The sequence below is a fragment of the Allobaculum sp. Allo2 genome, from assembly GCF_022701175.1.
Classification (GTDB): Bacteria; Bacillota_I; Bacilli_A; order Erysipelotrichales; family Erysipelotrichaceae; genus Allobaculum; species Allobaculum fili.
Map to the genome: position 1 here is coordinate 2,081,176 of NZ_CP078088.1, position 20,739 is coordinate 2,101,914.

A 20,739-nucleotide genomic window follows, 5' to 3' on the forward strand; every position below is an offset into this window, starting at 1 on the left:
AGAATTATTTGGCTTAGAACAGCCCTTTGATCTTGCCGTTTTCGTCGATGTCCATATCGAGCGCGCTTGGATGCGGCGGCAAACCCGGCATCGTCAGAACCTTGCCCGTCAGAGCAACCACAAATCCGGCGCCCAGAGACGGACGCAACTCACGCACGGTAATAGCAAAGCCTTTCGGTGCGCCCATGCGTTTAGGATCGTCGGTCAGAGACATCTGCGTCTTGGCCATGCAGACGGGCAGCTTGTCCCAGCCGTATTTCTTGAATTCTTCGATCTGCGCTTTGGCTTCGTCGGTGAATTCGACATGATCGGCGCCATACACTTTTTGTGCGATGGTCGTGATCTTGTTTTCGATCGAATCCTTTTCGTCGTAAAGTACGTGGAAGTCGTTTTCCTGATCGCAGAGATCCACTACCTTTTCGGCCAGATCGAGCGCGCCTTCGCCGCCTTTGGCCCATACCTGGGAAAGGGAGAGCGGATGACCGTTTTCGTTGCACCATGCTTCGAGTGCCGCAATTTCAGCCGGCGTATCGGATTCGAACTGGTTGATGGCGACAATGCACGGCAGTCCAAACTGATGGATCGTGTCGATGTGCTTAGCCAGGTTGGCACAGCCTTCCAGCATAGCCGGAATGTTTTCTTCCTTGAGATCTTCAAAGGCTACGCCGCCATGCTGCTTAAGAGCACGGATCGTAGCAACAAGAACAACGGCGTTTGGATGAAGATCGGCCAGACGGCACTTGATATCGAGGAACTTTTCCGCGCCGAGATCCGCGCCAAATCCGGCTTCGGTTACGACGTAATCAGCCAGTTTCAGCGCCGTTTTCGTTGCGATAACGGAGTTGCATCCGTGAGCGATATTCGCGAACGGGCCGCCATGAACGAGAACCGGGTTGTGTTCGAGCGTCTGTACGAGGTTTGGCTTCACGGCGTCTTTCATGACCATAGCCATGGCGCCTTCACACTTCAGATCACGGACATAGACCGGATCGCCGGAATGGTTGAAGCCGATGAGCATGTCGCCAAAGCGCTTTTTCAGATCCATCAGATCGTCCGCCAGACAGAGCGCGGCCATGATTTCGGAGGCAACAGTAATGTTGAAACCGTCCTTGCGTTCGATGCCGTTGACTTTGGAACCCATGCCGATTTCAATTTCGCGCAGGGTGCGGTCATTCATGTCGAGGCAGCGCTTGAACGTAATGCGATCCTTGTCGAGATCGAGTTCGTTGCCCTGATACATATGGTTGTCGATCATCGCGCAAAGCAGGTTGTTCGCGGTCGTGATCGCATGCATGTCGCCGGTAAAGTGCAGGTTCAGATCTTCCATTGGAACAACCTGAGCATAGCCGCCGCCAGCCGCGCCGCCTTTCAGACCGAAAACCGGACCTAAGGACGGTTCGCGCAGGGCGATCATCGTTTTCTTGCCTAAACGATTGAGGGCATCGCCAAGACCGACGGTCGTGGTGGATTTGCCTTCGCCGGCTTTCGTCGGGTTGATGGCGGTAACGAGAATGAGCTTGCCGTCTTTATTTTGGGAAAGATCGAGCGTATTCAGATCGATTTTTCCTTTCGTTTTTCCATACGGTTCAATTGCATCGAGATCGATGTCCGCTTTTGCGGCAATGACATCAATCGGTTCCAGGACGCATTCCTGTGCAATTTCCAGATCGCTTTTAGCCATTAGTCCAGATCCTTTCTTCCGATATCGTTTCGATAGAACAGCGCATCGGATTTCACATGTTTCAAGTCCGCGTACGTTTTTCCATGGCCTCTTCGAGCGTATCCGCGAGGTTGACGAGCATGAGTACGCGGCCGCCGTTGGTGTACAGGTTTCCGTCTTCTCCTTTCGTTCCCATGTGGTAAATCAGAGAATCGGTATCTTCGAGGCCTTCAATCAAGGCGCCTTTGGTGGACGAAGCCGGATAGCCGGTGGAGGCCAGAACGACACCATGGCTCGTTTTGTCGGTCCATTTCAGTTCCGGTTTTCTGCCATCCATAACATCGAGAATCGCCTGAAGGAAGTCGCTTTCCAGGCGGCAGAGAATGACTTCGGCTTCCGGATCGCCGAAGCGGGCGTTGAATTCGATTGTCTTGATGCCGTCTTCGGTAACCATCAGACCGCCGTACAGAAAGCCGGTAAACGGAACGCCTTCGGCCTGCAGCGCTTTGGCCATCGGCTTCATGATCGCTTCCATCGTGGTGTTGACGAGCTCCGGCGTAATTTTGCGGACCGGAGAATAGCTGCCCATGCCGCCGGTGTTCGGACCGGTATCGTTGTCGCCTACGCGCTTGTGGTCCTGCGCGCATTCGAGCGGAACGACGAGATCGCCGTTAACCAGGGCGATCAGGGAAAACTCAAAGCCTTCGAGATAGTCTTCAATAACGACTGCATTGTCTTCGATCGCAAAGGCGATCTCCAGCGCTTCAAGCGCATCTTCGATATTCATGGCTACGGTCACGCCTTTGCCGGCTTTCAGACCGTTTTCCTTAATGACGATTGGGGCGCCGTGTTCGAGCACGTAGGCTTTCGCGGATTCAAGATCGTGGAACGTTTCGTACGCCGCTGTCGGGATATCGTATTTTTCATCAGCGACTTGGCAAAGTCCTTGGACGATTCCACCTGGGCTGCGCCCTGGGTCGGTCCAAACACTTTGAGATTGCGGGCGAGGAATTCATCCGCCAGGCCGGCAGCCAGCGTATTTTCGGGGCCGACAATGGTCAGATCGATGCCGTTATTTTGCGCAAAGTCCGCGAGTCCTTTTACGTCATCGGCTTTGATGTTCACGTTTTCGCCGATCTGTCCCATGCCCGGATTGCCCGGTGCGCAGTACAGTTTTTCGCAAAGCGGCGATTTGGAAGCGGCCAGAGCGAGCGCGTGCTCTCTTCCGCCGGTTCCAATGACGAGTACTTTCATAAAATCACCTCATATTAGCAGGATCTGCAGAAACTGCAGATAAGTTTTCATTTTAACCGCTCCGCCAGAACGCGGGACGGTCTGGTTTTCATTCAGATCAGACACTCTGTTCTGGAGACTCTCTTCTCACCTCTGGTTTTCTCCCGGTTTCGCTTTGGAAATTTGTCCGGAAAGACGATGGAAGACGGCCAGAATGAGAGACACAGGGAGCTGAACGCTTCAGTTCCCTGTGTAAATGGTAAAGGCAGCAGGCCGCGATCAAATCCTCGTCTGGCCCGGTCTGTCTTTGTGAATCCTAAGTTGAGTAAAGATTAGTGCTTGAAGTGACGGATGCCGGTGAAGACCATCGCGATGCCGTGCTGGTTGCATTCGTCGATGCTCAGCTGATCCTTGATGGATCCGCCCGGCTGAATGATGGCGGTCACGCCGGCTTTTACCGCTTCTTCCACGGTATCGGGCATCGGGAAGAAGGCATCGGAAGCCATAACGGAACCTTTCGCCTTTTCGCCGGCCTGTTCGATGGCGATTTTCGCCGCGCCGACACGGTTCATCTGTCCGGCACCGACGCCGATCGTCTGGTTGTCCTTGACGAGAACGATCGCGTTGGATTTCACGTGCTTTACGATGTTCCAGCCAAAGAGGAGCTGTTCGAGTTCTTCTTCGGTCGGTTTACGGGTTGTCGGGCATGTCAGATCTTCAACGCGCAGGCGATGGGTATCCATTTCCTGAACGAGCAGACCGTCGTTGACGTTCGTGTACTTGAGGGTGTTGCTGGGCTCGAGGGTGGTGTCGAGTTCAAGCAGACGGATGTTTTTCTTGCGAGTCAGAATTTCCATGGCTTCATCCGTAAAGCCCGGTGCAATGATGATTTCCAGGAAGATTTTGGACAGTTTGTCTGCAAGTTCCGCATCGACTACGTCGTTGAGCGCGACAATGCCGCCGAAGATGGAAACCGGGTCCGCATCGTAGGCTTTATCCCACGCTTCGTTGATCGTGGCGCCGATGCCGACACCGCAGGGGTTCATATGTTTCAGGCCGACTGCCGCTTTCTGGCCTTCGAAATCCTTGAGAACTTCGATGGCTGCGTTACCGTCCTGGATGTTGTTGTAGGAAAGTTCCTTGCCGTGCAGCTGTTTCGCGTTGGCCAGCGAATACTGCGGCTTCATGCCTTTGTAGAAGGCGGCCTTCTGGTGCGGGTTTTCGCCGTAGCGCAGATCCTGCACTTTATCGAAGGTGATCGTCATGCTTTCCGGGAATTCTTCACCGGTACGTGAAGTCAGGTAGTCAGCGATCATCGCATCGTAGCGTGCAGTGTGACGGAATACTTTGGCCGCGAGCTTTTCACGGGTATCGAGCGTCGTTTCGCCGTTTTCCTTCAGTTCATTGAGAACTTTGTCGTAGTCGGCTGGATCGCAGAGAACCGGAATGAAGCGGTAGTTCTTGGATGCGGAGCGCAGCATGCTTGGACCGCCGATGTCGATGTTTTCGATGATTTCGGCATGGCTTACGCCTTCTTTCTGTACCGTTTCCTTAAAGGGGTACAGATTGACGCAGACTAAATCGATGTCTTCAATGCCAAGATCGCGGATGGCTTTGACATGTTCCGGATTGTCGCGTACGCAAAGCAGGGCGCCGTGAACGGCGGGATGCAGGGTTTTAACACGGCCGTCCATAATTTCCGGAAAGCCGGTGACATCGGAAATCGAAATGGTTTCGATGCCCGCATTTTCAAGAGTCCGACGGGTTCCACCGGTGGAAATGATCTCGTAGCCAAGATCTTTTAATCCCTGGGCAAAATCGGTCAGACCGGTTTTGTCCGAAACGCTGATCAGTGCTCGTTTCATTTTTTCTCCTTTATTTTTCTCGAATCAATCTCTGTTCAGGACAGTCGCTTCTGTCCTGAATTTTTGTGAATTTCTATTCGAAGACTCAGTCTTTTGCCGAAAGAATCTTTACGGCCTCGTTAATGCCTTTATAAAACGTCTCGTATTCCGCAGCGTGCACGGCGGTTTCCAGCTCTTCCAAGGACCAGTCTGGATTGACCGGCACTTCCTTCTGCAAGATCACCGGACCGGTATCGACGCCTTCATCAATGAAGTGCACCGTAACGCCGGTCACTTTCGCTTTGGCTTCATAGGCATCCTGAATGGCGTGCGCCCCTTTGAAACTGGGAAGCAGCGCCGGATGCAGATTGACGATGCGGCCTTTATATGCGCCTAGCAGCGTATCGGAGACGATTTTCATGTAGCCGGACAAAATGAGCAGATCCGGATTGTACGTTTTGAGCCAGTCTAAAATCTGTCGTTCGTAGTCGGCTTTATTTTCGCAGTCCTTTAAGGCGATGCATTTGGACGGCAGATTCCAGTTTTTCGCGCGCTCGAGCGCATAGGCGCCGGGCTTGTCGCAAAACAGCGCGTCGATTTTCACATCGAGGCGGCCGTCCTTCTGTGCTTCCATCAGGGCTTCAAAGTTTGTGCCCGATCCGGAAGCGAACACGACGGCGTTCATCGGTGGAGTTCAACCTTTCCGGAATCCGTCACTTCGCCGATCTCATACGCCGGCTGATCGTGCTCAGCCAGGATGGAAAGAATTTTGTCCTTTTCTTCTTCTGGAGCGGCGATCACAAAGCCGATGCCCATGTTGAAGACGTTGTACAGTTCCTGCTCGGAAATGGTCGAGCGCTTCGCAATGAAGTCAAAGATGGCCGGACGTTCAAACGAATTGAGATCGATGGAAACGCCAAGGCCTTCGGGAAGCATTCTCGGAATGTTTTCAAAGAATCCGCCGCCGGTAATGTGAGCCATGCCGTGCAGATCCGCTTTGCCAAAGAGCGCCTTGACCGGCTTGACGTAAATGCGGGTCGGTTCCAGAAGTACGTCGCCGAGCTTTCTTCCGCCCAGTTCTTCAAAGCTTTCGTGCGGATCGAGGTGGTTGTCCTTGAACAGCACTTTACGAACGAGCGAGAAGCCGTTGGAGTGAATGCCGGAAGACGGCAGTCCGATCAGGATATCGCCGGCTTTGACTTTCGTATTGGTCAGCAGGTTTTCACGATCGGCTGCGCCGACGCAGAAGCCGGCAATGTCGTAATGATGAATGTCATACATGTCCGGCATTTCGGCGGTTTCGCCGCCGATCAGCGCGCAGTCGGAAAGCTCACAGCCGTCGGCTACGCCCTTGACGATGCTTTCGATGACTTCCGGATAGTTTTTGCCTACCGCGATGTAGTCGAGGAAGAACAGCGGGGACGCCTGCTGGACGAGTACGTCGTTGACGCACATCGCAACCGCATCGATGCCGATGGTGTCGTGCTTATCCATTTCGAAGGCCATCATCAGCTTGGTGCCAACGCCGTCGGTTCCGGATACGAGCACCGGGTCCTTGAACCCGGCTGCCTTTAAGTCAAACATGCCGCCAAACGCACCGATGGAATCCATGGCGCCAGGCACTTTCGTGCGGGCAACATGGGATTTGATGCGGCGGACACTGTCGTAGCCAGCTTCGAGATCGACGCCGGCTTCTTTATATTGATCAGCCATTTTCATTTTCCTTTCTTTATTCCGTGAGGAAGGAATGTTTCGTTGTTGAAATTTTTCTGGTTACTCTGTCCGGGATTTCCTCCAGAAGACGATCGCTCGGATGGATCGCTTTGGTCAGCCGGACAGGAGGGCAGGCCAGCCGCCGGCCAGGGATCGCAGTTTGCGATGTCGGATATCCGGGTTCAAATCGGACAGGCACGCATTCTGCAATCTGCAGGACAGCAGCTTTTCTTTCTATTTTTATGTGGATTATCGCAAGCGAGGTTTGCAGCGGAGGGCTAGTCTTTTTCCTTATGGGTGAAGAACCGGACGCCGCTGGCGAAGATGTCCTGATCGCGGTTTCCGGAAATGTTCTGGAACAGACCCGGTTCGTAGCGTTCGCTGTGGCCCATCTTTCCGAAGATCATGCCGTCTTTGGAAAGGACGCCTTCGATGGCGAGCATTGATCCGTTGAGGTTGTCTTCCACATTCATGGACGGTTCGCCGTTTTCATCAACGTACTGCGTCGCGATCTGGTGGTTGTCGATCATCTCCTGCAGCAGTTCAGGGTCGGCCATGAATTTGCCTTCGCCATGGCTGAGCACGATCGAGAACGTGTCGCCGGCATCGAAATCCTGCAGCCACGGAGAATTATTCGAGGTGATGCGGGTGCGCGCAACGCGGGAAACGTGGCGGTTGATGTCGTTGCGGAAAAGCGTAGCGAGCTCTTCGCCGTTTTTGTTCAGATCGCCAAACGGAAGCAGACCGGATTTGACGAGCGCCTGGAATCCGTTGCAGATGCCGAGAATCAGACCTTCGCTGGCACGCATCGTATCGAGCGCGTTTTTGATTTTTCGTTTTTGAGAACGGAAACGATGAACTTGCCGGAGCCGTCCGGTTCATCGGCCAGCGAGAAGCCGCCGACGATCATGAAGATCTGCGCCTTTTCAATGGCTTTGGCCAGCATGTCGATCGATTCGTTAATGTGATCGACATCCAGGTTGTTGAAGACGATCGTCTGCACTTCCGCACCGGCGCGGCGGAATTTTTCCGCGGTATCGAATTCGCAGTTCTGTCCTGGGAAGACCGGAATGACAACGAGCGGTTTATCGTATTTCACTTTGGAATAGCGCTTCTCAGAAGAATAGGTTGAAACGGCTTTGGCTTTCTGTGCGTCTTTTTCTGTTCTGGCGGGCGCTTCAGTCGGATAGAGACGGGCGTAGCGTTCGCTCCAGGCGGCATAGGCCTGCGCGAGGCTTTCCGTTTTTCATTGAGCGTGATGTCCTGGGCTTTGGTCGTATGGCCTAAAAGAATCCAGTTGTCGCGGTCGATGTCTTCCGTCGTTTCGACAACAATCGAGCCGATGCCAAATCCAAACGGATCGTCGACACTGGCATTGACGCCGATTTCGTTGCCAAACGCCATGATCGCCAGAGCGGCCCCGACACCGCCATCCTTGACGATGCGGGCTGCAGCGATATGGCCGTTTTCGTTTTCTTCCTGAATGGAGGCGAAATTGTGCTTGAGCTGTTCGTAGTTCGGGCTGCCGTCCTTTTCAGGAATATGACGAACCAGATAAATCAGATGACCCGGCTCCTTAAAGGCGGAAGAGATCACATGATCGGTATCGGTAACGGCTGTGGCGAATGTGATCAGCGTGGGCGGAACGTGAATATCGTTGAACGTACCGCTCATCGAGTCCTTGCCGCCGATGGCCGGCGTTTCAAATTCCATTTCGGCTTTGACCAGACCGAGCAGCGCCTGCAGCGGATAGCCCCATTTGTCTGGATCGAAACCGAGACGTTCAAAGTATTCCTGATTGGACAGACGGGCAGTGAGCGGATCAAAGCCGAGCGCGCTCAGACGGGCGAGGGCTTCGACAACGGAGTACTGCGCGCCAAGCCATGGCGAGAAGCGGAAAGCTTCGGATCAAAACCGTAGGTCATCGCTGAGCACGTTGTCGTAAATCCGCGTACCGGCAGTTTCTGTACGGAACCGATTTCCGGAGTGTGCTGCGTCTTTCCGCCAAACGGCATGAGCACGGTGCTCTTGCCGATCGAAGCATCGAACATTTCGGAAAGACCGCGCTGGTTTGCGGTATTGTCTTCGGCGAGCGCTTCATCAAGCGTTTTCTCACTGGAAACGAATGGATTGCATTCGCTTTCGCCTTCGAGAATGGTGACATCAACTTTCTGACGGACACCGTTGGTATCGAGGAAGGAACGGTCGAGATCGACGATCGTATCGCCTCGCCATTTCATAACGAGGCGGTTTGTATCGGTTACGGTGGCGACCTGAACGGCGTTCAGGTTTTCCTTTCGCATTCTTTCAGGAAGGCTTCTTTATCTTCGGCAGCAATGCAGACGGCCATGCGCTCCTGACTTTCGGAAATCGCCAGTTCTGTGCCGTCGAGGCCGGCGTATTTTACAGGTACCGCATCGAGATCAATATCGAGGCCGTCAGCCAGTTCGCCGACTGCGACGGAAACACCGCCGGCGCCAAAGTCATTGGCTTTCTTGATCAGACGGGTCGCATCCGGATTGGAAAACAGACGCTGCAGCTTGCGCTCCATAAGCGCGTTGCCCTTCTGTACTTCGGACGAGCATGTATCCAGAGACTGGTCATTGTGTTCTTTGGAAGATCCGGTCGCGCCGCCGATGCCGTCGCGCCCGGTTGCGCCGCCGATGTAAATGATCACATCGCCCGGCTGCGGCTTTTCGCGTTTGACATGATTTTTCGGGGCGGCACCGATGACACCGCCGACTTCCATGCGCTTGGCGGTATAGCCGGGATCAAACAGTTCTTCAACGTAGGTGGTCGCCAGACCGATCTGGTTTCCGTAGGAGGAATAGCCTTTGGCCGCGGTTTTGGAAATTTTGGACTGCGGCAGCTTGTGTTCGAGCGTATCAGCAAGCGGTGCGGTAACATCGCCGGCACCGGTAATGCGGACGGCCTGATAAACGTAGCTGCGTCCGGAGAGCGGGTCGCGGATCGCGCCGCCGATGCAGGTGCTGGCGCCGCCGAACGGTTCGATTTCGGTCGGGTGGTTATGGGTTTCGTTTTTGAACATGAGCAGCCAGGGCTGTTTCGTTCCGTTGACGTCGACTTCGATTTCAATGGAGCAGGCGTTGATTTCATCGCTCACTTCCTGATCGTCGAGCTTGCCGCGCTTGCGCAGCGTACGGCCGGCGATGGTAGCGAGATCCATCAGCGTAATCGGCTTTTCTTCCCGTCCGGTTTCGGCACGCAGATCCAGATACTGGTTCCACGCGTCTTCAATCTGTTTTCCAAACGTATCGTTTTTGAAATCGACCGACTGAAGAATGGTTTCAAATGTCGTATGGCGGCAATGATCGGACCAGTACGTATCAAGAACGCGGATTTCCGTCAGGGACGGATCGCGTTTTTCCTCCTCTTTAAAATAGGACTGAACGAAAACGAGATCTTCGAGCGACATGGCCAGACCAAGCGATTCGCGCAGACCCTCGAGTTCTTCTTCGCTCATTTTGGTAAAGCCTTCAACGGTCGGTACGTCCTGAATGTCGATGCTCTGGGAGTCATCGAGCACATCCATGTTCTTCCTGCGGGCTTCGACCGGGTTGATCATGTAGGCTTCAATTTCTTCTGCCTGCTTGTCGTCGAGGTTTTCCATGACGAGCAGCGTTCCGGAGTGAATGCGTACATCCTGACGGCTGTTGAGCAGCATCAGACACTGCATGGCGGAATCGGCACGCTGGTCATACTGACCGGGCAGATATTCCATGGCCAGCGTGTACTTGCCTTCGGTATCGACATGATCGAGCACTTCGTCGATTGCCGGTTCAGCAATAACCTGACCTTCGAGAAGGGCGAGATCGTCGTCATCGGCATTGAAAATGTCGTAAATGACGTACTGATCGAGATGGAAATCGTCGCGCAGACCGAGATCGGTGCGCAGCGTTTCTTCCAGCGACCGGCTTTCGACCTGAAAAGCCGGTTTTTGCGAATAAATCGGCGGGTATTCATTTCTTTATTCTTCCTCCAGAACGGATCCAGCGAGCACAGTGGCTTTCTGCTCTTCCTTGAAGCGGGTGATGATTTCGGCCATTTTCGGATCGGCCAGCGCCAGCATCTGTCCAGCGAGCACAGCCGCGTTTTTCGCCCCGGCTTTACCGATGGCAACCGTAGCAACCGGAACGCCGGCCGGCATCTGAACGGTGGACAGCAGCGAGTCCATGCCGCCTAATGCCGAAGTCTGCATCGGAATGCCGATGACCGGCAGAATGGTCGAGCTGGCGAGTACGCCGGCTAAATGCGCGGCACCGCCTGCAGCAGCAATAATGACCTGAATTCCCTTCTCAGCCGCTGTGCGCGACAGCTCGAGAACCGCATCCGGCGTACGATGTGCAGAAAGTACGCGGACTTCGTACGGGATTTCCAGTGCCTTGAGCTGATCCAGACACGCCTGCATGACAGGCAGATCCGAACGGCTTCCCATGACAACCAGGACTTTTTATCGTTCATACATTTCCTCCCGCCCCTGTGGGCAATGAAAAAGCATGCCGGGTTTGTTTGAGCGGCATGCTGAAAATAGCGTTTTCGTTTTTACTTTTGTTCACTAAAGTCATGACCATAACCTTAATCCTCCAAAAGCCGCATGGGGTGACCCCTTGCGAGGTTATGGTATGCAAAAGGAAAATTCTTTTCAACGGCATCTGATTGGGCCAGCCGGCAAAACAGGGAGAATTCGGGCAAAAAACTGAAATCCCTACATTTGATCCAAAAATATACCGCTTACGTTTTTTATGAAAATATTTTCATAGCCGTGCGTTTTTCTTTCCACACCGGTTTTCTTCCCGGACACCTCCGCTTTATCGACACCCTCAGAAAAGATTCGACAGAAGCCGCAGCACTTCCATTGGCCCAGACGGGCGATTTTTTTGTGAACCGGCTGAATCGGCCGTACGCCATTCCTGGAACAGGCCGTATACCAGACATCCTGCAAAAGGTTTTAAAGACCAGCTCAGAAATACCGTTCAGAATATAGAGAAGGCACAGAAGAGATCGGGAAAATCCAGAAAGTGATCGGGAAGATCCGAAAATCTGGAAAGAATATCGAATAGACATAAAACACATATGGATGCGGTTTACCGGTTTTGCCGCCTGTTCCCTCCTTTACCAATATTTCAAAGCCAGATTCCAAATGCGCAAAACCGGATAGCAGAGAGAGGAAAGGCACATCGGTCTTTTACTGAATTTCGTACTGAATTTCGTACTGAAATTTTTCCATACAACTTTCATGAAATCGTTTCATTCCTTTGCGGGTAATGGGAAATGAATGAAAAATGGAAACGGTCCGGCCAATCCAAACAGGGTTTGGTTGAAAGAAGATGGGGGCCGGCTATAATGTAGGCGTTTGTTAAGGAGGAACTATGGAAGAAAAAGAAATGCTCTATGAGGGCAAAGCAAAAAAGTGTATGCCTGTGAGGATCCCGATCTGGTCATCGTCGACTATAAGGACGATGCGACCGCGTTCAACGGTCTGAAAAAGGAACGATCAAAGGCAAAGGCGCCATCAACAACCGCATGACGAACTACCTGATGAAGATTCTGGAAACCAAAGGCGTTCCCACTCATCTTGTCGAAGAAATCGACGACCGCAAAACGGTTGTAAAGAAAGTGGATATCATCCCTCTCGAAGTCATTATCCGCAACAAAGCTGCCGGCTCGTTCTCCAAGCGTCTGGGCATCCCGGAAGGCAGCGAACTGAAATGTTCCACCCTTGAATTCAGCTACAAGGACGACGATCTGGGCGATCCGCTGATCAACTCCTACATGGCCCGCGCCATCGGAGCTGCAACAGAGGAAGAAATCGAAACCATCACCAAGTACGCATTCCAGGTCAACGAAGTGCTGAAAGAATTCTTTGCCTCCATCGGCATCGAACTCATCGACTTCAAACTTGAATTCGGTAAAACAAAAGACGGACAGATCGTTCTGGCCGACGAAATCTCTCCGGATACATGCCGCTACTGGGATATGAAGACCGGCGCACATCTCGATAAGGATACGTTCCGCCGCGACCTTGGCAATCCGGAAGGCGCTTATCAGGAAGTCTTCAAACGCATGGGGTTTGACGCCGAATGAGCAGCCATACAGAATACCAGTCCCCGCTTTCCCAGCGCTACGCATCGCCGGAAATGAAATATCTCTTTTCCGAAGAAAAGAAATTCCAGACGTGGAGAAAGCTCTGGATCGCTCTTGCCGAAGCCGAACAGGAACTCGGTCTCGATATTACCGATGAGCAGATCGCTCAGCTTAAAGAACACGCTAAGGACATCAACTACGAAGATGCCAAGGCCCGTGAGAAAATCGTTCGCCACGACGTCATGTCTCACGTCTACGCCTACGGTCTGCAGGCTCCGGAAGCCAAGGGAATCATTCACCTGGGCGCTACCAGCTGCTACGTCGGCGACAACACGGATCTGATCGTCATGCATGAAGGCCTCGAACTCATTCAGGCCAAAATTGCGGCGGTTCTTGCCCGTCTTAAAAAATTCGCCCTGGAATACAAGGACATGCCGGCGCTTGCCTTTACGCATTTCCAGCCCGCACAGCCGACGACCATCGGCAAGCGCGCTTCCTTATGGGCCCAGGATCTCGTCATGGACTACGAAGAGATCACCTGGCTGCTCGAACATAAGAAACTGCTCGGTCAGAAAGGAACGACCGGTACACAGGCTTCCTTCCTGGAACTGTTTGACGGCGATTCCAAAAAGCCGCCCGCATCGATGAGCTGATCTGCAAGAAGATGGGCTACGATGACTGGTTTGCGGTAAGCGGTCAAACCTATCCGAGAAAATACGATACCCGCGTGCTGCAGGCGCTCTCTGGCGTAGCGCAGTCCGCGCACAAGTTCTCCAATGACCTGCGTCTTCTCCAGCATAAGAAAGAAATGGAAGAGCCTTTTGAAAAAGGTCAGATCGGTTCTTCCGCCATGGCCTACAAACGCAACCCGATGCGCAGCGAGCGCATGGCTGCCCTGGCCAACTACGTTCTTGCGGATACGATGAACCCAGCTATTACTGCTTCTACACAGTGGTTCGAACGTACGCTCGACGATTCCGCCAACAAGCGCATCGCCGTAGCCGAAGCGTTCCTGGCCACCGATGGCATTCTCGACCTCTACCTGAACATCACCGACGGTCTGGTCGTTTATCCGAAAGTCGTTGAAGCTGACTTGCGCCGCGAGCTGCCGTTCATGGCGACCGAGAACATCATGATGGATGCGGTAAAAGCCGGAGGCGACCGTCAGGAACTGCACGAAGCTATCCGTGTTCATTCCATGGAAGCCGCTCGTCAGGTTAAGGAATTCGGCCGTGAAAACGATCTGCTCGAACGCATTGCGGCAGACGATCGTTTCCCGCTGACGATGGACGAACTCGAAGCCCGCATGAATCCTTCCCTCTACGTTGGACGTGCGCCGGAACAGACCGAAGAGTTCTTCAAGAACGTCGTCGATCCAATTCTCGCTAAGCATCCGGAAGCCGAACAGCTCGATGCCGAGATCAATGTCTGATCGAAGGATCGTTCGGATCTGCGCGAAATCTCAGACTTAAAATCACCTGGCACAAAAACACTAACGTATAAAGGAAACACCGGAGCATCCCTCCTAGAATCTGGCCTGCGCCAGATCCTTCAGGATTGTTCCGGTGTTTTTGTGTGTATTCACGTGGTTCTGAGTGTGTGGGGTTGGGCCGAAATTTATGTGGACGAATTTCGCGGCTGCCCTTATCTCTGCGCTTTCGCGGAAACCTGACCAGGTTCGAGCGATTCCTTGAGATAGCCGATCATGCCTTCCTTCTGGGTCGGACTCATGAACTGTGCGAAATAGTCGTACATCGATACTACGGGGACGAAGAGGCGTGTCAGGGAATTCTTGTGGTAATCAAAACCATCTACGCGCAGAATTCCTTCACTGATCAGACGCCGGATGGCGGCGAGCAGTGTATTCCGGTTCAGGTTCGGGTTCGCCTCAAGAATATCGCTGAACGAAGCTGGTTTATCCAGCTGCCACATGGTCATCATAATTTCGAATTCCTTTTGGAGAGAATCTTGTTCATAGCGGTTACTTCCTTATTCCTTTATCTTTTTTGCCAAGAAGAGCGAGGAGGGTCTTCTTCTGAGCCGTTAAAAACCACAGTATACTGAACTATAGTGCAGAGATGAAATGATTTGCCCAAAAATAAGAGCTTACCTTTTCATACGTGTGACTATACATTCAGCTTGCTGTAATCTTAATTTTACGCTTATTATTTAAATCATTAAAGATTGTATTCCACACAAAATTCTATGAAATCACAACTTATTAGGGCAATCTTCTGATTTTCATACAATTTTCTGGGAAAATATAATAGTTATATTTTTAAATACAGGAGGATCTATGATTACCTTTGGCTCTAAACCGGTTACACTCGAGGGCACGCCGATCAAAACCGGCGATACCTTCCCGTCATTCAAAGCGCTCGATGCCGACTTCAACGAAGTTGAACCCATGAGCAAGTCTGGCAAGACCATCGTGCTTGCGGTACCATCCATCGATACACCCGTCTGCTCGCTCGAGCTGGGCAAGTTCCTTCACTTCATGAATGGAAAACCTGAGGTCCGCGTGATCTCCGTCTCTCAGGATCTTCCCTTCGCGCTCGCCAGATGGAACCGCGATCATGAAAACGATCGGATCGAAACGCTCTCGAACTTCCATCTTGAAGACTTCAGTGCCAAGACCGGCACGAAGATGAAAGAGAACGGTCTGCTCTGCCGCGCAGCATTCGTAGTCGACGAAAACGGAAAGATCATCTATGACGAATACGTCTCCGAAGTCGCAAACGAACCGGATTATGTGGCTCTGCTCGAAGCTGCTGGCCTGCAGTAAGCGCGCTTCCCTTCTCAGCAATTTCTAATGCCTTACTGGCGTACAAAAAGCGGATCTCATTCCGCTTTTTTATTTGGTCTCTCTGGATGCAGCTGTTTTTCGCGGAATCCAGGGAGGGAGTTGATTTTTTCGTATTGCAGCCAAAACTGAAGATATGTTCTGCTGCATAACCCTGTAACGGATATGTCTTACGGATCAGCAGCTGGAGAAAAATATAAGCAGTCCGATTCGCGTACACAATCCATCTGCCCAGCAGCATAGAGAAATTTCGGACTGAACGATAGAAAGGAGTATCGCTATGGCTTTGCAATATACAAACACTCCAACCATGCCCGCAAAAAGCCAAAGAAAACATTCCGGGAGCAATTTGACGAAGAAGTAACAAAATCCAGAGGTCTGGCGATCGCGGTCGATGCTGCTTCCGTAGAGAGTCTGCGTGAGCTGGATCACATCATAGATCAGAACCAGATCGAAAACGTGATACTGATTCTTCGCACCTATTGGAACAATGGAGCCCCGAAAGCCGTTCTGGAAGAAGCTTTGCGTCTGGCGGTCAAATGGAAAGCGCGAGGAATTGGAGAGATTCGCCTGGTTCATTCCGTTGACTACCTTGGAAACGTCTATTGCTTTTATTCCAGGCCCGGTTCAAATCCTTTCATCGCATGTGTCGGCTCCGGAAATTTATGCATCCTGGATCCCCTCCCTGCCGCCGACTGGCCATACGAGCTGTCTATATCCACGCGAAAGCCAGAGGATCTCCAATCTCTGGAAGAGGAAATTCAGGAACTTGCTAAACCGATCCATTCCGTCAATCTTCTGGATGTGCGACCAGAGCAGCTCACCCTGCTTACGTAGTATAGCTGCCCTTCCTGGTCCAGATAAGGCTGTTTCCTCCCTCTTATCTTTGAACTCCTCTCAGAGCAAGAGAAATATTCCATACAGAGAAAGAACCCTATATAGGAGCGCATCCAGCATCGCGTAACTGGTTTTCCTCCTACACTGCTTTCACCATTCCAAACAAAAAAGACGTCTCAGGAATGATTTCCTTTGACGTCTTGAATTTGAGATTTCGTTCTGCGATTAAGCGAGAGCAGCTTTAGCTTCTTCTACTACTTTAGCGAAGCCTTCTGCATCATGGATGGCCATTTCCGACAGCATTTTGCGGTTGATGTCGATGTTAGCCAGTCTCAGGCCGTGCATCAGTCTGGAGTAGGAAATATCGTTCATACGTGCAGCCGCATTGATACGAGCGATCCAGATCTTACGCATGTTGCCTTTCAGTTTACGACGGTCGTTGTAAGCGTATTTGAAGCTGTGCATTACCTGCTCATTCGCGGTTTTGTACAGAGTGTGTTTGCTACCAAAATAACCTTTCGCAAGCTTAAGGACTTTTTTCTTCTTCTGCGGGAAACAATTCCGCCTTTTACTCTTGGCATATTCTATTCTCCTCCTGTTATCCTCAATTACTTCACAAGCATGTCTTTGATACGCTTGTAGTCAGTTGCGTCAACCATTCCGGCTTTGGCCAGATGACGTCTCTGATCTTTTGTCTTGCCGTGGAAACGGTGAGAAGTATAAGCGTGATGTCTTTTCAGTTTTCCCGATCCGGTCTTTTTCACACGTTTGGCCAGACCTCTGTGGCTTTTCATTTTTGGCATGATTTTCTCCTCCTTTTATGGTTTCTCTTTCGGCTCGCTGGCTTGCGCTGCCGGCTTCTTCTTCTGAGGAGCCAGCACGAGAGACATAGTGTTTCCTTCCAGGGAAGGCTTTTTCTCTACAAGGGCGATATCCTTCACTTTATCGAGAAAGTCGTTCATAATCTGACGTCCGACATCCTGTCGGGTCATCATACGTCCGCGGAATCTCATATCAATTTTGACTTTCATCCCCTGCTCGATCCATTTACGAGCCTGGCGGAGTTTCGTTTCAAAATCGTGCGTATCCACGACAGGCGACAGACGGAGGGATTTGAGTTCCACCACGTGCTGTTTCCGTTTGGCTTCCTTTTCTTTTTTCTGCTGCTCGAAATGGTATTTGCCATAGTCGAGAATTTTGCAGACGGCTGGACGAGCTTTGGGAGCTACGCAGAGCAGATCGAGATTCTGTCGATATGCGAGTTCCAGCGCTTCGCGCTTGGATTTGACTCCCAGCTGATTTCCTTTCGCGTCGATGACAAGCACTTCCCGGAAAGGAATCTTTTCATTGAACAGATCGTCATTTACGTTGTTCGGGGCTACTTTTCGATTATTGATAATTGAATACCTTCCTTTCATGAATCCATAAAAAATGGGCGCAGAGCGCACCCTAATCCTGCTGGTTTCGAATTCTGATCGATTCCGAACTGGCATTAACCCATGCATCCGTATGCATCAGGTGAGAAGGGGCTTCTTCTTTCCATTTCTTACTTGGCAAGTTTATCAAAACCGACCTTTTGTGTCAAGCATGCGCCTCATTTTCCCATAAGAAAAGGGCGGCTGCCTCCCGAGAAATCCAATATCGGTTATTTTATCGCAATTCTCTGTTATGTAAAACCTTTTCTGTGCTGAGCGCAGCTGTATACGGTTACGGGATTTTCAGAGATTTTGCAGGAAAAACGTAAGTGTCAAACAATCGACGGGTATACGCGAGACTGAATATTAGATACGCTAAACGGGATCCCTTTCGAGATCCCGCTTGGCGTATTTTTTATTCTTCATCGTTTTCTTCATACTTCGGATCCGGTCCACGGTATCCAATTCGAAGATATTCAGGTAAATCCTTTGAATACGGCAGAAGTGACTTCAATACATCTACCGCGATTTCATCGTCTTTGAACCATTTGAGTTCATCCAGAACGTACTCCATGTAGCGCTCTGGATTTAAGTCGTTCATTTCAGCCGATCGAAACAAAGTCATAAACGCTGCGACGACTTCCGCACCTTTGATACTCTTCGTAGTCTGGAAGTTTTTGCGATTGATCACGAATGGCTTTACGGCTCTTTCTGCCACATTATTGTCGATCGGATAATCACCGTCTTCCAGGTACCTTCCCAACGAGTTCGCTCGATCCATGAAGTACTTGGCTGCTCTGTAGGCGGTGCTTCTTTCCTCGAATCCACTCTGAATCTCCATCATGACTCTTGTGAGTCTTTCAAAGCAGGGCTTTGAAAGTTCCTGCCGAACTTCGGTTCTCGCCTCGTGCGAGTAAGAAGCAACGTGGGATTCGATGTGGTAGAGCTTCCCGAACAGAGACAGGGCTGTGAGCAGAATCTGGAGACCCGGACTTGGTTCGGGCTCTCTGTTTCGTCCAGCTGGGCTGCCGCTTCTGCGGCCTCTTCGTCGTTCTCCAGTGTGGTCTTTTCCCACTTCAGGACGTCTGCCTGATACTGCGCGAAGTCTGACCGGACTTTGATGGCTTCGAAGATCTTTCTTCTCGCATGGGCCATACAGTTGAGCTTTCTGCAGGGGCCATAGTAGTTGGCATATGCATAAAGCCCGTCTGTCATAAGGGCATGACGAAAAGAACCGCCAAGGAGGGCGATTACGAACTCCTGTTTCTTGTAAGGGAAAAACTTATAGACAGCCATCTGGTTCTCTTCATAGATTCCGCTGACGGCGACAACCATAGAAGACTGTTTTCGATCTTTAACCTCCGTGCACTTTAAAACCGTCTCATCCATATGGACGACGTTACAGTTTGGGAGATCCTCAATCATTTGTTTTACGAGGGGCTTCAGATAAAGATCGTAAGTTTTTTCCAGGATGTTGCCCATGGTCTGACGGCTGATCGGCAGTCCCGTGAGACTCAGGTGCTTTTCCTGACGATAGGCCGGGGTTCCCATTACGAACTTATCGTAGGCAATTCCCGCGACCATAGAGGAAGTTGCGACACTCTTGTCGATCAGTGCAGGCTCGTCAGGTTCGGCGGTGCGGATGATGGCTTTCCCGTTTTCATCCGTACACTTGTTTGGGCACGCGACTGTCTCACGCAGCACTTCTTCCAGCCTATAGCGAGCGGGAATCCGATGAATCCTATAGTGACGTTTCATTCCAACAGTTTTCATCTCACAGCCGCAAACTGGGCAAATGCGCTTTTCCCTTCTACACTGAAGGTAGTGGTTTCTTTGACCGCTTCCTGCTTTCTGCACTTGGTGGAAGGTTTTTCTTGCTTCCTTCAACAGAACTGAGCTTTAAATCTTCAGCTTCTTTACGATAGCGGTCTCCCTCTTCCTGATATTTCGCAGCCCGGTTAAAACAAACATCGGCTTTCAGATCAAGCTGAGCCAGCTGTTTATTCAGAATATTGATATCTGGGCCGCCGTCCTCGTTTTCAGAGTAATCCAGTTTCAAGGGAACCATCTTTTCCGTAGAAGGACCAAAGCGGCCGCTTTTCACGGCTTTATTGATTTCTTTAGCGAAATAGAGATCCAGGTACATATCCTCAATAAATTTGTCTTTCTCTTCTTCCGTCATGGTGCTGATCTGATGATGAAGATCTTCGAGGAGCTCGTTGCGGATTGTCTGGTAAGGGTTCGGCACATTCATGTATTAATTTTAACATATTTAGAGCGATAGATAAAGTAAATGGGATGATTTATCTTGATATTCCTTCAAGAAAATCATCCTTTTAAATTGGTTTAAACATACTTATAAGTTCGTGGCAGAAATGCCGGCTGGGGAACAATCGACAGACCGGAAAGCAGAGAAGCCAGCTGCGAACAGTCAATTCGCATGAAGTCGGACTGGTCAGTGCTGACAGGCCACTGAAGGGAAGATCTGGAGAGTCGCTTATAAACAAGCCAGAATCCATTTCCGTCACGAAGGATACCTTTGATCTTGTTCTTCTGTCGATTAACGAAGAGAAAGAGGGATCCATCCAGCGGATCCAGAGCGAGAGGTCCTTGAACCAGGGAGACGTAACCGTCAATTCCTTTGCGAAGGTCAGCAGGCATCTGAGCCAGATAGATGTTTTTAACTTTGGAGAAATCGATACCGAGATCGATTGCAGGGATGATTGATTCCATGAAAAAGCCTCCTTGAATAAAGGAATTATCCCAAGGAGGCGGTCGAGAAAATACCCGTCTTTTATTTGACGCTTACGGAAAAACGCGCCCATCCTCTGTGTTTCCCATTTTGTTTCCTGTCCAGTCCAGTTTCTGTGCGGCTTCTGACCGCCCGCAGCCTTCTCGCAAATTATTTTCCAAATAAAAAGCAGAGATTCCATCCTCCCTGATATAGAGAGGGTAAGAATCTCTGCTTTTTGCGTGTGGAATTAAGGCTGCTTCAGGCAATCCTCCGTTACAGACCTCCCTTAAAGACCGCCGCGATTTGGTCGCTTCGGTACGCCTCCCCTTCTTTTCCTGAAAGAGAATTTCTGGAAACTGGCTTCCGGATTTTTCAGCCGTACAGGCGAAATCGAC

17 protein-coding genes and 5 pseudogenes are annotated in these 20,739 nt (G+C 51.2%); 4 read left to right on the forward strand and 18 right to left on the reverse strand.

All coding sequences use genetic code 11. The features are described from left to right. Positions 1-13: 13 nt before the first annotated feature. From KWG61_RS11800 to purE, 10 genes and pseudogenes are all read right to left on the reverse strand, one after another. A complete protein-coding gene (locus KWG61_RS11800) occupies positions 14-1,681 on the reverse strand; it encodes a formate--tetrahydrofolate ligase (RefSeq protein WP_230267849.1) in 1,668 nt (555 codons plus the stop codon). Next, positions 1,681-2,914, reverse strand: a pseudogene (gene purD, locus KWG61_RS11805) (phosphoribosylamine--glycine ligase). The gene KWG61_RS11800 and the pseudogene purD overlap by 1 nt, the downstream one beginning before the upstream one ends. Positions 2,915-3,225: 311 nt before the next feature. Then, positions 3,226-4,758: a bifunctional phosphoribosylaminoimidazolecarboxamide formyltransferase/IMP cyclohydrolase gene (purH, locus tag KWG61_RS11810; RefSeq protein WP_230267847.1), complete on the reverse strand. Its 1,533-nt coding sequence runs from the start codon at positions 4,756-4,758 to the stop codon at positions 3,226-3,228. An 85-nt stretch (positions 4,759-4,843) separates the two neighbouring features. Further along, positions 4,844-5,422: a phosphoribosylglycinamide formyltransferase gene (purN, locus tag KWG61_RS11815; protein ID WP_230267846.1), complete on the reverse strand. Its 579-nt coding sequence runs from the start codon at positions 5,420-5,422 to the stop codon at positions 4,844-4,846. After that, entirely contained in the window at positions 5,419-6,450 is a 1,032-nt protein-coding gene (gene purM / locus KWG61_RS11820) for a phosphoribosylformylglycinamidine cyclo-ligase (protein ID WP_230267845.1), read from the reverse strand. Before purM ends, purN begins: the two co-directional genes overlap by 4 nt. Before the next feature lie 278 nt (positions 6,451-6,728). Beyond that, positions 6,729-7,549 (reverse strand): annotated as a pseudogene (locus KWG61_RS17705) (phosphoribosylformylglycinamidine synthase subunit PurQ). After that, a complete protein-coding gene (locus KWG61_RS11835) occupies positions 7,546-8,163 on the reverse strand; it encodes a hypothetical protein (protein ID WP_242743927.1) in 618 nt (205 codons plus the stop codon). Before KWG61_RS11835 ends, KWG61_RS17705 begins: the two are co-directional and overlap by 4 nt. Before the next feature lie 125 nt (positions 8,164-8,288). Beyond that, positions 8,289-8,753 (reverse strand): hypothetical protein, encoded by a 465-nt coding sequence (locus KWG61_RS11840; protein WP_242743928.1) that lies wholly within the window; start codon positions 8,751-8,753, stop codon positions 8,289-8,291. Continuing rightward, entirely contained in the window at positions 8,735-10,234 is a 1,500-nt protein-coding gene (locus KWG61_RS11845) for an AIR synthase-related protein (RefSeq protein ID WP_242743929.1), read from the reverse strand. The genes KWG61_RS11840 and KWG61_RS11845 overlap by 19 nt, the downstream gene beginning before the upstream one ends. A gap of 204 nt (positions 10,235-10,438) precedes the next feature. Next, entirely contained in the window at positions 10,439-10,915 is a 477-nt protein-coding gene (purE, locus tag KWG61_RS11850; RefSeq protein WP_305138094.1) for a 5-(carboxyamino)imidazole ribonucleotide mutase, read from the reverse strand. 925 nt (positions 10,916-11,840) lie between these two features. On the opposite strand from purE, the pseudogene purC reads away from it, so the two are divergent. Both purC and purB read left to right on the forward strand, forming a co-directional pair. Beyond that, positions 11,841-12,555, forward strand: a pseudogene (gene purC / locus KWG61_RS11855) (phosphoribosylaminoimidazolesuccinocarboxamide synthase). Next, a pseudogene (gene purB, locus KWG61_RS17710) lies at positions 12,552-13,987 on the forward strand (adenylosuccinate lyase). The pseudogenes purC and purB overlap by 4 nt, the downstream one beginning before the upstream one ends. Positions 13,988-14,199: 212 nt before the next feature. On the opposite strand, the gene KWG61_RS11870 reads toward purB, so the two are convergent. Continuing rightward, positions 14,200-14,496 carry a hypothetical protein gene (locus KWG61_RS11870; protein WP_242743931.1) on the reverse strand — a complete coding sequence of 99 codons (297 nt, stop codon included), beginning with the start codon at positions 14,494-14,496 and terminating at the stop codon, positions 14,200-14,202. 355 nt (positions 14,497-14,851) lie between these two features. Here KWG61_RS11870 and tpx point away from each other — a divergent pair, with 355 nt between their 5' ends. Further along, positions 14,852-15,340 (forward strand): thiol peroxidase, encoded by a 489-nt coding sequence (gene tpx, locus KWG61_RS11875; protein WP_230267838.1) that lies wholly within the window; start codon positions 14,852-14,854, stop codon positions 15,338-15,340. 309 nt (positions 15,341-15,649) lie between these two features. Continuing rightward, on the forward strand, positions 15,650-16,195 hold the full coding sequence (locus KWG61_RS11880; protein ID WP_256460882.1) for a restriction endonuclease PLD domain-containing protein: 546 nt from the start codon (positions 15,650-15,652) through the stop codon (positions 16,193-16,195). 225 nt (positions 16,196-16,420) lie between these two features. On the opposite strand, the pseudogene rplT reads toward KWG61_RS11880, so the two are convergent. The 7 genes and pseudogenes from rplT to tnpB all read right to left on the reverse strand — a co-directional run bounded on the left by rplT (position 16,421) and on the right by tnpB (position 20,343). After that, positions 16,421-16,776: pseudogene (gene rplT / locus KWG61_RS11885) on the reverse strand (50S ribosomal protein L20). Between the two features lie 27 nt (positions 16,777-16,803). Next, a complete protein-coding gene (gene rpmI, locus KWG61_RS11890; RefSeq protein ID WP_230267835.1) occupies positions 16,804-16,998 on the reverse strand; it encodes a 50S ribosomal protein L35 in 195 nt (64 codons plus the stop codon). 15 nt (positions 16,999-17,013) lie between these two features. After that, the gene (gene infC, locus KWG61_RS11895; protein ID WP_230267834.1) at positions 17,014-17,613 is read right to left on the reverse strand and encodes a translation initiation factor IF-3; all 600 of its coding nucleotides are present in this window, start codon (positions 17,611-17,613) and stop codon (positions 17,014-17,016) included. Positions 17,614-18,025: 412 nt separating this feature from the next. Continuing rightward, positions 18,026-18,568 (reverse strand): transposase, encoded by a 543-nt coding sequence (locus tag KWG61_RS11900; protein WP_242745692.1) that lies wholly within the window; start codon positions 18,566-18,568, stop codon positions 18,026-18,028. After that, the gene (locus tag KWG61_RS11905) at positions 18,451-19,383 is read right to left on the reverse strand and encodes a transposase (protein ID WP_242743932.1); all 933 of its coding nucleotides are present in this window, start codon (positions 19,381-19,383) and stop codon (positions 18,451-18,453) included. The genes KWG61_RS11900 and KWG61_RS11905 overlap by 118 nt, the downstream gene beginning before the upstream one ends. A 37-nt stretch (positions 19,384-19,420) precedes the next feature. Then, on the reverse strand, positions 19,421-19,864 hold the full coding sequence (locus tag KWG61_RS11910; protein WP_242743428.1) for a hypothetical protein: 444 nt from the start codon (positions 19,862-19,864) through the stop codon (positions 19,421-19,423). Positions 19,865-19,956: 92 nt separating this feature from the next. Continuing rightward, positions 19,957-20,343, reverse strand: a complete 387-nt coding sequence (gene tnpB, locus KWG61_RS11915) for an IS66 family insertion sequence element accessory protein TnpB (protein WP_230268547.1) — start codon at positions 20,341-20,343, stop codon at positions 19,957-19,959. Between the last annotated feature and the right edge of the window lie 396 nt (positions 20,344-20,739).

What these genes read in the sequence shown, in the direction of transcription:
- KWG61_RS11800 (WP_230267849.1), bottom strand. Translation starts at nt 1,681, where the DNA reads ATGGCTAAAAGCGATCTGGAAATTGCACAGGAATGCGTCCTGGAACCG.
- purH (WP_230267847.1), bottom strand. Translation starts at nt 4,758, where the DNA reads ATGAAACGAGCACTGATCAGCGTTTCGGACAAAACCGGTCTGACCGAT.
- purN (WP_230267846.1), bottom strand. Translation starts at nt 5,422, where the DNA reads ATGAACGCCGTCGTGTTCGCTTCCGGATCGGGCACAAACTTTGAAGCC.
- purM (WP_230267845.1), bottom strand. Translation starts at nt 6,450, where the DNA reads ATGGCTGATCAATATAAAGAAGCCGGCGTCGATCTCGAAGCTGGCTAC.
- KWG61_RS11835 (WP_242743927.1), bottom strand. Translation starts at nt 8,163, where the DNA reads ATGGAATTTGAAACGCCGGCCATCGGCGGCAAGGACTCGATGAGCGGT.
- KWG61_RS11840 (WP_242743928.1), bottom strand. Translation starts at nt 8,753, where the DNA reads ATGCGAAAGGAAAACCTGAACGCCGTTCAGGTCGCCACCGTAACCGAT.
- KWG61_RS11870 (WP_242743931.1), bottom strand. Translation starts at nt 14,496, where the DNA reads ATGATGACCATGTGGCAGCTGGATAAACCAGCTTCGTTCAGCGATATT.
- tpx (WP_230267838.1), top strand. Translation starts at nt 14,852, where the DNA reads ATGATTACCTTTGGCTCTAAACCGGTTACACTCGAGGGCACGCCGATC.
- rpmI (WP_230267835.1), bottom strand. Translation starts at nt 16,998, where the DNA reads ATGCCAAAAATGAAAAGCCACAGAGGTCTGGCCAAACGTGTGAAAAAG.
- infC (WP_230267834.1), bottom strand. Translation starts at nt 17,613, where the DNA reads ATGAAAGGAAGGTATTCAATTATCAATAATCGAAAAGTAGCCCCGAAC.
- KWG61_RS11905 (WP_242743932.1), bottom strand. Translation starts at nt 19,383, where the DNA reads ATGAAAACTGTTGGAATGAAACGTCACTATAGGATTCATCGGATTCCC.
- KWG61_RS11910 (WP_242743428.1), bottom strand. Translation starts at nt 19,864, where the DNA reads ATGAATGTGCCGAACCCTTACCAGACAATCCGCAACGAGCTCCTCGAA.
- tnpB (WP_230268547.1), bottom strand. Translation starts at nt 20,343, where the DNA reads ATGGAATCAATCATCCCTGCAATCGATCTCGGTATCGATTTCTCCAAA.